10 protein-coding genes, 1 tRNA gene and 1 pseudogene are annotated in these 13,143 nt (G+C 75.0%); 8 read left to right on the top strand and 4 right to left on the bottom strand.

Annotation, left to right across the window (positions count from 1 at the left end):
- The first annotated feature begins 83 nt into the window (after positions 1-83).
- Positions 84-1,292 carry a hypothetical protein gene (locus ACZ3ZD_RS09475; protein ID WP_467395170.1) on the top strand — a complete coding sequence of 403 codons (1,209 nt, stop codon included), beginning with the start codon at positions 84-86 and terminating at the stop codon, positions 1,290-1,292.
- Between the two features lie 73 nt (positions 1,293-1,365).
- Positions 1,366-2,058 carry an alpha/beta fold hydrolase gene (locus ACZ3ZD_RS09480; RefSeq protein ID WP_467395171.1) on the top strand — a complete coding sequence of 231 codons (693 nt, stop codon included), beginning with the start codon at positions 1,366-1,368 and terminating at the stop codon, positions 2,056-2,058.
- A gap of 48 nt (positions 2,059-2,106) precedes the next feature.
- Here the strand turns inward: ACZ3ZD_RS09480 and ACZ3ZD_RS09485 are convergent, their stop codons facing one another.
- Positions 2,107-2,421: a hypothetical protein gene (locus tag ACZ3ZD_RS09485; RefSeq protein ID WP_467395172.1), complete on the bottom strand. Its 315-nt coding sequence runs from the start codon at positions 2,419-2,421 to the stop codon at positions 2,107-2,109.
- A gap of 215 nt (positions 2,422-2,636) precedes the next feature.
- On the opposite strand from ACZ3ZD_RS09485, the gene ACZ3ZD_RS09490 reads away from it, so the two are divergent.
- The 3 genes from ACZ3ZD_RS09490 to ACZ3ZD_RS09500 all read left to right on the top strand — a co-directional run bounded on the left by ACZ3ZD_RS09490 (position 2,637) and on the right by ACZ3ZD_RS09500 (position 5,059).
- The gene (locus ACZ3ZD_RS09490; protein ID WP_467395173.1) at positions 2,637-2,957 is read left to right on the top strand and encodes a hypothetical protein; all 321 of its coding nucleotides are present in this window, start codon (positions 2,637-2,639) and stop codon (positions 2,955-2,957) included.
- 161 nt (positions 2,958-3,118) lie between these two features.
- On the top strand, positions 3,119-3,949 hold the full coding sequence (locus tag ACZ3ZD_RS09495; protein WP_467395174.1) for a PP2C family protein-serine/threonine phosphatase: 831 nt from the start codon (positions 3,119-3,121) through the stop codon (positions 3,947-3,949).
- Positions 3,950-4,036: 87 nt separating this feature from the next.
- Entirely contained in the window at positions 4,037-5,059 is a 1,023-nt protein-coding gene (locus tag ACZ3ZD_RS09500) for an MASE1 domain-containing protein (protein WP_467395175.1), read from the top strand.
- A gap of 11 nt (positions 5,060-5,070) precedes the next feature.
- On the opposite strand, the gene ACZ3ZD_RS09505 is transcribed toward ACZ3ZD_RS09500, so the two are convergent.
- Positions 5,071-5,424: a hypothetical protein gene (locus ACZ3ZD_RS09505; RefSeq protein WP_467395176.1), complete on the bottom strand. Its 354-nt coding sequence runs from the start codon at positions 5,422-5,424 to the stop codon at positions 5,071-5,073.
- A gap of 132 nt (positions 5,425-5,556) precedes the next feature.
- Here ACZ3ZD_RS09505 and selA point away from each other — a divergent pair, with 132 nt between their 5' ends.
- On the top strand, positions 5,557-6,933 hold the full coding sequence (gene selA, locus ACZ3ZD_RS09510; protein WP_467395177.1) for an L-seryl-tRNA(Sec) selenium transferase: 1,377 nt from the start codon (positions 5,557-5,559) through the stop codon (positions 6,931-6,933).
- A pseudogene (locus ACZ3ZD_RS09515) lies at positions 6,933-8,669 on the top strand (SelB domain-containing protein); the annotation flags it as partial. The gene selA and the pseudogene ACZ3ZD_RS09515, both read left to right, overlap by 1 nt.
- Before the next feature lie 35 nt (positions 8,670-8,704).
- Here the strand turns inward: ACZ3ZD_RS09515 and ACZ3ZD_RS09520 are convergent.
- Positions 8,705-8,797, bottom strand: a tRNA-Sec gene (locus ACZ3ZD_RS09520).
- A 37-nt stretch (positions 8,798-8,834) separates the two neighbouring features.
- Here ACZ3ZD_RS09520 and selD point away from each other — a divergent pair.
- Positions 8,835-9,848 carry a selenide, water dikinase SelD gene (gene selD, locus ACZ3ZD_RS09525; RefSeq protein WP_467395178.1) on the top strand — a complete coding sequence of 338 codons (1,014 nt, stop codon included), beginning with the start codon at positions 8,835-8,837 and terminating at the stop codon, positions 9,846-9,848.
- Between the two features lie 6 nt (positions 9,849-9,854).
- Here the strand turns inward: selD and fdh are convergent, their stop codons facing one another.
- Entirely contained in the window at positions 9,855-13,124 is a 3,270-nt protein-coding gene (gene fdh, locus ACZ3ZD_RS09530; RefSeq protein WP_467395179.1) for a formate dehydrogenase, read from the bottom strand.
- Between the last annotated feature and the right edge of the window lie 19 nt (positions 13,125-13,143).

Consider the following 13,143-nt stretch of genomic DNA (forward strand, 5'->3'; position numbering starts at 1 on the left):
GGATTCGTGAATAGGGGTGGATTGGCGTAAGAAACCCGGGTCGTGCGTTGCACCACTTCAGGGGCGTGACCAAGGTCGAGCACGTGAGTACCTCCTCCGTGCCGCGGCCTGAGCCGACGGCCCCCTCCGGGCCCCTGCGCGGCCCCCGGCTGCCGCGGCCGGCCGCCGCCGGCTCGCCCCAGGGATTCCTGCCGGCCCTCGCCCTGTTCGCGGGCCTCAGGCTCGCCGGGGTCCTCGCGGTGATCCTCACCAACGAGCTGCGCGGGCACCCGCTGGTCAGGAACCTCGCCCACTCCTGGGACTCGCGCTGGTACCTGCACATCGCCGCACACGGCTACGGCCACCTCATCTGGGTCAGCCCCGAGGGCGCCGTCCAGACCGACTGGGCCTTCTTCCCGCTCTACCCGGCGCTCATCAGAGCGTTCACCACCGCCTTGCCGCTCACCCCCGGCCGCGCCGCCCTGCTCATCGCCTGGACGGCCGCGGGCGTGGCCGCGTACGGCGTCTACCGCGTCGGCCACCTGCTGTACGGGCGGGGCGTCGCCACCGCGCTGGTCGCCCTGTGGGCCGCCCTCCCGCACGCGGTCGAACTCACCCTCGCCTACACCGAGTCGCTGTTCGCCGCCCTCGCCGCCTGGTCCCTGTACTGCGTGCTCAGGGGCCGCTGGCTGTGGGCCGGCATCCTGGCCGCGCTCGCGGGCCTGTCCCGGCCCAGCGGCTTCGCGGTGGCGGCGGCCGTCTCCCTCACCGCCGGGTACGAGGTGCTGCGCCGGCGCGGCCGGGCCCCGGCGCGGCTGTGGGCCGGCGCGCTGCTCGCCCCGCTCGGCTGGCTGGGCTATGTGCTGTGGGTGGGCAGCCGTACGGGAGACGTCCTCGGCGGCTACTTCTCCGTCCAGAGCGCCTGGGACTCCCGCTTCGACTTCGGCGCCGGCTCGGCGCGCTTCGTCAAAACCCTGCTCCTGCACGGCGGAGGCGTCGTCTACCCGGCGGCCCTCCTGATCGTCGCGGCGAGCGTGCTGCTGCTCGTGCTGCTGTGCCTGGAACGCGCCCCGCTGGCCCTGGTGGTCTTCTCCGGCGTCCTGGTCCTGCTCGTGCTCGGCGGCTCCGGCTCCTTCTCCTCCAAGCCCCGGTTCCTGCTGCCGGCCTTCCCGCTGCTCATCCCGCCGGCCCGGGCGCTCGCCCGGACCTGGTGGCTGCGCCGGTCCCCGGCGGTGATCGTGTACGGCGCCCTCGCCCTGGTCTCCCTGCTGGCCGGCGCCTATGTGACGGTGGTGGCCCACTCCCCGCTGTGAGCCGCCGTCCGGCCCGCACGGCCGCGGCGGCGGTGGCATGATCGACCGGAGGCCGACGGGGAAGGCGGTGCCGATGAGGCTGCACACACACGAGTGGGGGACCGGTGACCGGATCGCGGTCCTCGTCCACGGGCTCATGTCCGACCACCGCACCTGGCACCGGGTGGCCCCCGTCCTCGCGGACAAGGGCTACCGGGTCGTCGGCGTGGACCTGCGCGGGCACGGGGCGAGCGGGCGGGGCGAGTACAGCCCCGGGGCCTGGGCCGGCGACCTCGTCGAAACCCTCCCGGAGCGCCCCGAGCTGGCGATCGGCCACTCGCTCGGGGCGATGGCGCTGGCCGGTGCCGTCGCACGGCTGGCACCCGCCCGGGCCGTCTACTGCGACCCGGCCTGGGACCTGCGCAAGGAACTGGTCGAGGCGTCCGTGCACTTCAGGGTCTTCAAGACCGCGAACCGCACGATGATCCGCAGCCTCAACCCGCGCTGGGACGAGACCGACGTGGACGTCGAACTGGCCACGCTCGCCGACTGGGACCCCGCCACGGCCCGCGTCCTGCCGGACATCTACTCCGTCAGTCGCACACCCGTGCGCCCGGTGGTGCCCTCGCTGGTGCTGCTGGCCGGCGCGAGCGACCTCGTACGGCCCGGCCTCGGCGCGGAACTGGTGCGGCGGGGCTTCGAGGTCCGGACCGTCGAGGGGGCCGGGCACACCCTGTACCGCGACGACTTCGACGGCTTCATGGGCGCGCTGGACGGCTGGATCTGAGGGGGGCTCAAGCCCCCCTGGGGTGGGCGTTGGTGGGTCGTCGTACGGTCAGCGCGGGTTGAAGATCACGCTGGCGAAGTGGGTGCCGGCGGGCGCCGCGTGTCCGGGGGCGACCCGCAGCGCGGTCCCCTTGCACTTCTTCCGGGAGTAGATGACCAGCGGCTTCTTCGTCGCGTTGCGGGCGCCGCGCGCCTCCTGGGCCATGTCGAGGCACTTGCGGTCCGGCGGGCTGTCGAGGGCGTACGACTTGCCCTGCGGGCCGATCCACACGAACGAGCCGTCGACGGCGAGCGCGGACGTCGCGGTGGTCAGGGTGAGGGCGACGCCGCCGAGTACGGCGGCGAGCGAACGGCGTAGGCGCATGGGCTGTCCTTCGCGAACGGGTGACGGGGGAGGAGCGGACCGAGGCCGCACCGGTAATCTCCCACCCCCGCCCGGCCCGGCCCGGGAGGCCACACGGGTGGGTCCACCGTCCGGAGGACGGGGCGGTGGCCCGATGGTGGTGCCGTTAGGGCATCCCCGGTGCGAAGCGCGCGAATCGGGGTAGTCGAGGGGACTCCCGAGGAAAGGACCGTCTCATGACGACCTACGTGATCAGCGTCCCCGGTACCTTCACCACCGGGGTCGAGGCCGGCACCCGCACCCGGCTGGCGAGGGCGCTCAGGCCCGCCGATCCGCACGGGACCCGCATGGGCACCGCCGAGGACCTGGACGTGCTGAGCGTCAACGACGACAACACCTTCACCCTCCGCCTGACCGTCGAGGCGGACACCGGCCCGCACGCCGAGGAGGAGGCGCGCCGGCTCGCGGACTCCGCGCTGCGGGACGCCGGACTGGACGAGCGGAGCGCACCGCTCGGACCCGCGGTGATCACCGGCATCGACTCCGAGGTCCGCTGACGCACGCCACCCCGCAGGCCCCCTGGCGAGGAGCGCCACCCCCGCCCCAGGACCCCTGGAGACCTTTGGGGCACGATCATCCGATATGGGTAAAATCTAGGCGTTTGCCGGAAGCGCAGGCGACCGGCCCGTCCGAGTCACCGCCCCGCCGGAAGTGATCGATGCCCCGCAAGCGCGCCACCGACGAAGGCGACGAGCTGCTGGCCAGACTCGGTTCGCTCACCGCCCAGGCACGTCAGCGCGCGGAGCTGCAGCGCACCCAGGTCGAGCTGGCCATCGCCCTGCAGCGCGGCATGCTCCCCAGGGACCTGCCGGCCGCACCCGGCCTGCATCTGGCGGTGCGGTACACGCCCGCCAACCTCGGGCTCAACGTGGGCGGCGACTGGTACGACGCCTTCACCATGCCGGACGGCCGGATCGGGCTGTGCATCGGTGACGTCCAGGGACACAACATCGAGGCCGCGGCCTTCATGGGCCAGGTCAGGGCCGGGCTGCGGGCGCTCGCCTCGGTCACCGGCGACCCAGGCGAACTCCTCGCCCGCACCAACGACCTGCTGCTCACCCTGGGCAGCGAACTGTTCGCCACCTGCACCTTCATGCGGCTCGACCCGGCCACCGGGGTGCTGGAGAGCGCCCGGGCCGGCCACATACCCTTCGTGTGGGCCACGGCCGACGGCAAGTCCGGCGTCGTCGACGACGAGGGCGGGCCGCCGCTCGGCATCGAACCGCGCCACGAGTTCCCGGTGACCCGGCACCGGCTCACCACCGGCTCGGTGTTCGTCCTCCTCACCGACGGGGTCGTGGAGGGGCCGTCGCTGCACATCGAGGACGGCCTGGACCAGGTGGTGCGGCTCGCCGGGATCGCCGCCGTCGCCGGCCTGGAGGCCCGCGCCCTCGCCACGGCCGTGATCAAGGGCGCCGAGAGCATCGGCCACGAGGACGACGCCGCCGTCCTGGTGGTGGGCCTGGACAGCCCCACCACCCCGCCCTGAACCGGTGCCGTACACGGCCGCCGTAGTCCGCCGCCGAGCCGGAGGGAACCATGCCTCGCCTCGCCGACCCGTGGCCACCGGTGTGAGATGGCTGCTGTGGTGGGTATCCAGGAGCTGCGCCGACCGGCCGGCCACGCCGTCCGGACGCTGGCCGTCGCCGCCTGCTACTACGCGGCGGCCCGGCTCGGCCTGCTGCGCGAGCTGACCGTCGAGGGCGCCGTCGTCACCCCGGTCTGGCCGCCGACCGGAGTCGCCGTCGCCGCGCTGCTGATCCTCGGCCTGGGCAGCTGGCCCGGCATCGCCCTCGGTGCCTTCCTCTCCGTGCTGTCCCTGACCACACCCGGCCCCGAGGTGCTCGCCATCCTCGTCGGCAACACCGCCGCCCCGGTGTGCGCGGTCCTGCTGCTGCGCCGGGCCCGCTTCCGCACCGGCCTCACCAGGCTCCGCGACGGCCTCGCCCTGGTGTTCCTGGCCGCGCTGGGCGCCATGGTGATCAGCGCGACCGTCGGCGTCGGCATCCTCGTACTCAAGGGCAGCCTGGCCGGCTACGGCTTCTGGCCCGTCTGGCTCGCCTGGTGGGTGGGCGACGCGATGGGCGTCCTGATCGTCACCCCGCTGCTGCTGTTGCTGCACGGGGCCCGCAGACCGCTGCCGCTGGGCCGCTGGAAGGAGGCGACCGCGCTGGCCGTCGTCGCCTGCGCGCTGGTCCCGCTCGCCGTGCACTCCTCGATGAGCTTGCTCTTCCTGGTCTACCCGCTGATCATCTGGGCGGCCCTGCGCTTCCAGCTGGTGGGCAGCGTGCTCTGCGCACTGCTGACCTCCGTGGTGGCCGCCGTCGCCGCCACGGACGGCGTCGGCGCGTTCGCCGGGCTGAACCGCGTCGAGGTCATGCTGAAACTCCAGGCGTTCAACGGCTCCATGGCGCTGACCGCGCTGCTGCTGTCCGCCGTGATCACCGAGCAGCGCCAGACCCGGCGTTCGGTCGAGCAGGCCTGCCAGGAGCTGGCGGAGGTGCTGGAACACCTCACCGCGGGCGAGGCCCCGCCGCCCCGGCCGCCGACGGACGGCGACGGACTCCCGGACCGGTCATGGCGGCCCGGCGAACCCTGAACCCCGCGCGGTCAGCGCTCCGGGCGCTCCACCGGCCCCGCGCCGTCACCGCCGCGCCCGGCGGCCGGCTGTCGCACCCCCGTGCCACGGCGCCCCGGCCTCGGCGGACGGGCGGCGGACGTGCCGTAGCCTCCGGGGATCCCCGGAGGAGCGTCCGCGACGGCCGCGGCCTCGCCGGCGTGACGGCGGGCCCGGGTCCCCGGCCGGCGCTCCGGGTACGGCTCCGGGCCAGGGGGGTCGAACGGCTCCGAGCCGGCGCGCTCCCGGTCCGCCACGCGCTCCCGGTCCGCCGCGCGCTGCCGGCGCGCCGACCGCTCGGCCGCCGCCGCGTCCTCGTCCTGTCGCTCGCGCTCGTGGTCCCTCATGCACCGCCGGGTACCCGGGCGACGGCCCGCGCCAACGTCCGTCCCGGCGTGTCGGGCGGACCGCCGCGCACACTGGGAGACGATGGGCCGGGCCGTACGGGCACAGGGCCGGCCCGGAGGGACAGGGACGGCATGGAACAGCGGCCGGTACCAGCAAGCACGGGCGACACCACCGCGCGCCGCGCGCCGGACGAGCCGCAGGCCGACGCACGCCGCCGCATCCCGCGCACCGACGCACTGCTGCGCGACCCCCTGCTGGCCGCGGCCGTGGACCGGCTCGGCCCGCACCGGGTGAAGGCCGCCGTACGCCAGGCGCAGGAACGGGCCCGCGCGGGCGCCATCCCGCCCGAACAGGTCCCGCAGACCGTCCTGGACCTGCTGCCCGGCACCGCGGGCGGCCTGCACCCGGTGATCAACGCCACGGGGGTGCTGCTGCACACCAACCTCGGCCGGGCCGCGCTGTCCGCGGCCGCCCGGCAGGCGGTCCTGGAGGCGGCCGGACCCACGGACGTGGAACTCGACCTGACGACGGGGGTACGGGCGCGCCGGGGACGCTCCGCGCTCGCCGCCCTGCACGCCCGCGTGCCCGCCGCCGGCGCCGTGCACGTCGTCAACAACGGGGCCGCCGCGCTCGTCCTGGCCGCCACCGCGCTCGCGGCCGGCCGGGAGATCGTCGTCAGCCGGGGCGAGATGGTGGAGATCGGCGACGGCTTCCGCCTGCCCGACCTGCTCGTCGCCACCGGCGCCCGGCTCCGCGAGGTCGGTACGACCAACCGCACCACCCCCGCCGACTACGCGGCCGTGACCGGGCCGGACACCGGCTTCGTGCTCAAGGTCCACCCGTCCAACTTCCGGATCACCGGCTTCACCCGCTCCGCCGAGGTCGCCGAACTCACCGGCCTCGGCGTCCCGGTCGTCGTCGACATCGGCTCCGGGCTGCTCGCCCCGCACCCGGCGCTGCCCGCGGAGCCCGACGCCGACACCCAGCTGCGGGCCGGCGCCGCGCTCGTCACCGCGAGCGGCGACAAACTGCTCGGCGGACCCCAGTGCGGGCTCCTGCTCGGCCGGGCCGACCTGGTCCGCGCCCTCGCCCGGCACCCGCTGGCCCGCGCCCTGCGCGTCGACAAGCTGACCCTGGCCGCCCTGGAGGCCACCCTCACCGGCCCGCCCACCCCGACCGCCCTCGCCCTCACCGCCGACCCGGACACGCTCGGCGCCCGCGCCGAGCGGCTCGCCGCCGCGCTGGCCGCCGACGGGATCGACGTACGGGCCGTCGACAGCGCGGCCACGGTCGGCGGTGGCGGCGCACCCGGCGTCACCCTGGCCAGCGCCGCGCTGTCCCTGCCCGAGCCGTACGCCCCCGCCCTGCGCACCGGCCGTACCCCGGTCGTCGGACGCCTGGAGGCGGGCCGCTGCCTGCTGGACCTCAGGGCGGTGCCGCCGGCGGACGACGACCGGCTGTCCGAGGCCGTACGGTCGGCCCGGGCCCGAGCGGAGGGGCGGCCGTGATGCGGGTCCTCGCCACCGCCGGCCACGTCGACCACGGTAAGTCCGCGCTGGTCCGCGCCCTCACCGGCATGGAGCCCGACCGGTACGAGGAGGAGCGCCGCCGGGGCCTCACCCTGGACCTGGGCTTCGTGTGGACCCGCCTCGGCGGCGACCACCTGGCCTTCGTGGACGTGCCCGGCCACGAGCGGTTCGTACCGACGATGCTGGCCGGTGTCGGCCCCGTCCCCGCCGTGCTCTTCGTCGTCGCCGCCGACCAGGGCTGGCAGCCCCAGTCCGAGGAGCACCTGGCCATCCTCGACGCGCTCGGCGTCCGGCACGCCGTCCTCGCGGTGACCCGCAGCGACCTCGCCGACCCGCGGCCGGTGCGCGCCGACGCCGTGGAACGGCTGGCCGCCACCTCCCTCGGCAGGGTGTCCCACGCCGCCGTCAGCGCGGTCACCGGGGCCGGCCTCGACGCCCTGCGCACCGAACTGGCCGGGCTCGCGGACACCCTGCCCCCGCCCGACACCGAAGCCGACGTACGCCTCTGGCTGGACCGGGCGTTCACCGTCCACGGCCACGGCACGGTGGTCACCGGCACCCTCGGCGCCGGCACCCTGCGGGTCGGCGACCGGCTGGTCACCGCGGACGGAACGGCCGTCCTGCGGGTGCGCGGCCTGCAGAGCCTGCACGAGGAGCGGACGGCCGTCGCCGCGGTGGCCCGCGTCGCCGTCAACGTGCACGGCCGGGGCGACACCACCCTGGGCCGTGGACAGGTGCTGCTCACCCCGGACCGCTGGCTGAGCACCGAGGCCGCCGACGTACGGGTGACCGGGGAGCCGGTGGCCGACCTGCCCCGGTGCGTCACCCTGCACATCGGGACGGCCGCGGTACCGGTGACCGTCCGCCCGCTCGGCCCGGACACCGCCCGGCTCACCCTGCGCCGGGCCCTGCCTCTGCGGGCCGGCGACCGCGCGGTCCTGCGGGAACCCGGCGGCACCCGCACGCCCTGCGGGGTCACCGTGCTGGACGTGCGGCCGCCCCGGCTGACCCGGCGCGGCGCCGGCCGGGCCCGCGCGGCCGAGCTGGCCACGATGACCGGCCGCCCGGACGGCGCCGCCGAGCTGCGCCGCCGGAAGCTGGTCCGGCGCGCCGACCTGCGGGCGATGGGCGTCCCGGTGCCCGGCGAGCCCGTCACCGGCGACTGGCTGGCCGACCCCGCGCACTGGAACGCCCTGAAGGACCGGCTGGCCGACCGGGCCCTGGAGCACGCCCGCGCCCATCCGCTGGAGCCCGGCCTGCCCACCGAGGCGGCCCGCCGGCTGCTCGGCCTGCCCGACCGCGCCCTGGTCGACGCGCTGGCCGCGGCGCTGCCCGGGGTGCACGCCCGGCAGGGCCGCCTGCACACCGCGGAGGGCCTCCGGCCCGCCCTGCCCGCACCCGTCCGCGCGGCCGTGGACGCCCTGCGCCGCGACCTCGACCGCACCCGGTTCCGGGCCCCCGAAGCCGGACGGCTCGCCGAACTGGGCCTGGACCGCCGGGCGTTGGCCGCTGCGGCGGCCGCCGGCGCGCTGCTGCGGATCGCCGACGGGATCGTGCTGCTCCCCGGCGCGGACACCGAGGCCGCCGCCGTGCTGCGCGCGCTGCCGCAGCCGTTCACGCTCAGCGAGGCCCGGCACGCGCTGGACACCACCCGCCGGGTCGCCGTACCGCTGCTGGAGTTCCTCGACGCCCGGGGACTCACCGAGCGGGTGGACGACCAGCGCCGACGCTGCCGCACGGGGGAGCCGAGCGGAGGCGGACGGGAATCGAACCCGCCTGCCCGAGATCCTCGGGCACCTCGGTTTTGAAGACCGGGAGGGCCACCAGGCACCCACACGCCTCCACCGCACGCCAGGCTACTGCCCCAGGAGACAACCGGTATGACGACGACACCGGCGCATCGGACGCCCGTACGGCTCACGCAGTTCGCCCACGGCGGCGGCTGCGCCTGCAAGATCCCGCCCGGTGAGCTGGAGGAGGTGCTCGCCGGGCTGACCGCCGCGCCGCCCGCCGGCGGCGACACCCCGCTGCTCGTCGGCCTCGCCACCGGCGACGACGCGGCCGTGGTCACCCACCGGGGGACCGCCCTGGTGTGCACGGCCGACTTCTTCACCCCGGTCGTCGACGACCCCTACGACTGGGGCCGGATCGCCGCCGCCAACGCCCTCTCCGACGTGTACGCGATGGGCGGCCGGCCCGTCCTCGCCGTCAACCTGCTCGCCTGGCCCCGCGACCGGCTCCCGTTCGACCTCGCCCGCGAGGTGCTGCGCGGCGGACTGGACACCGCCACCGAGGCCGGCTGCCACGTCGGCGGCGGGCACAGCGTGGACGACCCGGAACCCAAGTACGGCATGGCCGTCACCGGCCTCGCCGACCCCCGCCGGCTGCTGCGCAACGACGCCGGCCGGCCCGGGCTGCCGCTGACCCTGACCAAGCCGCTGGGCCTCGGCGTCCTGAACAACCGGCACAAGGCCACCGGCGAGCGGTTCGCGCACGCCGTCGCCACGATGACCGCCCTCAACCGGGAGGCCGCCGAAGCCGCGCTGGCCGCCGGCGCCGAGTGCGCCACCGACGTCACCGGCTTCGGCCTCCTCGGCCACCTGCACAAACTGGCCCGCGCCTCCGGCGTGAGCGCCGTGCTCGACACCGCCGCCGTCCCCTACCTGGAGGGCGCCCGGGAGGCCGTACGGGACGGGTACGTCAGCGGCGGCACCCGGCGCAACCTGGAGTGGGTCGCACCGCACACCGACTTCGGGACCACCGACGAGGCCACCCGGCTGCTGCTCGCCGACGCGCAGACCTCCGGCGGGCTGCTCGTCGCCGGGGAGGTGCCCGGTGCACCGGTGATCGGGGAGCTGGTGCCGCGCGGCACCCACTCCGTCGTCCTCGGGTAGGGCCGCTCACGGCTCCCTGCCGGTGTGCTCGTCGATACCCGCCCGGATCCGGTACGCCCGCACCAGCGCGACCGCGGCCGGGCCCCGGGGGCGCCGCCCCGGGCGGACGTCGACGGCGAACGCCTTCGTCTCCTGGATGTGCGTGTTCGGATCCAGGGACAGGTGCAGCAGCTCGTTGGCCGCGTCCCCGGTGCTGTAGCCGTTCGGACCCCAGTGGTACGGCAGCCCCACCTGGAGCAGCCGGCGGCCGTGCACGGTCAGCGGGGCCATCCGGTCGGTGACCAGCACCCGCGCCTCGATCACGCCCCGCGCGCTGACGATCGTCGCCCACCCGGTGTGCGCCAGGCCCCGCTCGGCGGCCAGCTCCGGGGACACCTCGCAGAAGAACTCCGGCTGCAGCTCCGCCAGGTACGGCTGCCAGCGGGACATGCCGCCCGCCGTGTGGTGCTCGGTCAGCCGGTAGGTGGTGGCCACGTACGGGAACACCCCGGCGCCGGGTTCGTCGCCGCTCGGCTGGTAGCGGTTGTCCGGGTGCGGCCGCAGCAACTGCCGTACCGGATTGCGCTGCTGGTCGTGCACCAGGTTCCGGAAGGGGGAGTCCTGCGGCTCGTAGTGCGCCGGCAGCGGCCCGTCGGTCAGCCCGGACGGCACGTACAGCCAGGCCTTGCCGTCGGCCTGCATGATGAACGGATCCGTGCCGGACAGGGCCTCCGGTCCGGTCGCGCCCTCGGGCGGCTCGTGGTCCGGCGCCTTGTCCTTCTTGAAGTCGGGCACGTCGTGCCCCGTCCACTCGCCCCGCTCGCCCCGGTCCGGGTCCCACCACACCAGTGCCTTGCGCTCGCTCCACGGCCTGCCCGCCGGGTCGGCGGAGGCACGGTTGTACAGGATCCGCCGGTTGGCCGGCCAGGCCCACGCCCACTCGGCGGCCACCCAGTCCTGCTCGCCGCCCGGCTTGCGGCGGGCCGCCTGGTTGACGCCGTCGGCGTACACACCGCAGTAGATCCAGCAGCCGCACGCCGTCGAGCCGTCCGGCTTCAGCTGCTCGTACGAGGAGAGCGGACGGCCCTCGGCGTCCCGGCCGTTGATCTCGGCCAGGACCGCCTCCGCGTCCGGTTCGGCGAGCCGGCCCTTCACCGGGTAGTCCCAGGCGAGGTCGAGCACCGGCCGGTCCATCTCGTCCGTGGAGGCGGCAAGTTTCTCCCGGATGATCCGGCCCAGGTGGTAGGCGAACCACAGCTCGCTGCGCGCGTCGCCGGCCGGTTCGACCGCCTGGTGGTGCCACTGGAGCAGCCGCTGGGTGTTGGTGAAGCTGCCGTCCTTCTCGGTGTGCGCGGCGGCCGGCAGGAAGAACACCTCGGTGCCGATGTCCTCGGTGCGCAGCTCCCCGGTCTCGGTCTCCGGCCCGTCCCGCCACCAGGTCGCCGACTCGATGAGCGAGAAGTCCCGCACGACCAGCCAGTCCAGGCGGGCCATGCCGAGCCGCATCAGCTTGGAGTCGGCGTTGCCCACCGCAGGGTTCTCACCGAGCAGGAAGTAGCCCTTGCAGACGCCGTCCAGCTGGGCCATCGTCGTCTCGTACGTCGAGTGGGAGCCGGTCAGCCGGGGCAGGTAGTCGAAGCAGAAGTCGTTCTCCGGCGTCGCCGCGTCACCCCAGTACGCCTTGAGCAGGCTCACCAGGTACGCGCGCATGTTGCCCCAATAACCCTTGCGGGCCGCCTCGGCCGTGACGAACGCCTCCAGGTCCTCGTTCCAGTGGGCGTGCGGCATCGGGATGTAACCGGGCAGCAGGTTGAACAGGGTCGGGATGTCCGTGGACCCCTGGATGGAGGCGTGCCCGCGCAGCGCGAGGATGCCGCCGCCGGGCCGGCCGATGTTGCCGAGCAGCGTCTGCAGGACGGAGGCCGCCCGGATGTTCTGCACCCCCACCGTGTGCTGCGTCCAGCCGACGGCGTAGGCGAAGGCCGTCGTCCGGTCGCGTCCGGAGTTCTCCGTGACCAGCTCGCACACCCGGCGGAACAGCTCCTGCGGCACCCCGCAGACCTGCTCGACCAGCTCGGGCGTGTACCGGGCGTAGTGCCGCCGCAACACCTGGAAGACGCAGCGCGGGTGGGTCAGCGTCTCGTCCCGTTCCGGCTCGCCCTCGCCGATGTCCGCTCCGCCGGATCCGTGCGCCTCGCCGCGCGCCGCCTCGGCGATCGAACTGCCGCCGCCGGTGCGGTCGTCGTACTCCTGGTCCCGTTCGCCGGAGGCCGCCTGCACCTCGGTGCCCTCGTACTGCCAGCTGGTGTTGTCGTAGGTGCGGGTGCCGGTGTCCAGGCCGGAGAAGACACCGGCGAGGTCCTCGGTGTCCCGGAAGTCCTCCCGCAGGATCACCGGCGCGTTGCTGTACGCCACGATGTACTCGCGGAAGTACTTCTCCTGCTGGAGCACGTAATGGACGATCCCGCCGAGGAAGGCGATGTCCGTGCCCGCGCGCAGCGGCACGTGCACGTCGGCGAGCGCGCTGGTGCGCGTGAAGCGCGGATCGACGTGGATCACCTTCGCACCGCGGGCCTTGGCCTCCATCACCCACTGGAACCCGACCGGATGGCACTCGGCCATGTTCGAGCCCTGGATGACGATGCAGTCCGCGTTCTGCAGGTCCTGCTGGAAGGTGGTCGCGCCGCCGCGGCCGAACGAGGTTCCCAGACCGGGAACGGTGGAGGAGTGTCAAACACGCGCCTGGTTCTCGATCTGGATCGCCCCCAGCGCGGTGAACAGCTTCTTGAGGAGGTAGTTCTCCTCGTTGTCGAGGGTGGCTCCGCCCAGGCTGGCGATGCCCAGGGTGCGCCGGGTGCGGGTCTCGTCGACCTCCCACTGCCAGCCGGCCCGGCGGGCCGCGATCACCCGGTCGGCGATCATGTCCATCGCCCGGTCCAGGTCCAGCCGTTCCCACCCGGTGCCGTGCGGGCGCCGGTAGAGGACCCGGTACTCGCGGGCGTCCCCGGTGGTCAGCTGGAGGCTGGCCGCGCCCTTCGGGCACAGCCGGCCGCGCGAGATCGGGGAGTCCGGGTCGCCCTCGATCTGGGTGACCTCGCCGTCCTGCACGTACACGTTCTGGCCGCAGCCGACCGCGCAGTACGGGCAGACGGACTTCACCACCCGGTCGGCCGCGGCCACCCGCGGGGTCAGGCGCGCGCTGCGCCCACTGCGCGCGGCGGCGCCCCGGCCGAGCGGGTCCGTGCCCGTGAGCTGCCGGTAGACCGGCCAGGAGCCGATCCAGGTGCGTACGCCCACGACGTGCTCCTCCCTCGCT

The organism is Streptomyces sp. NPDC023481 (assembly GCF_055560195.1).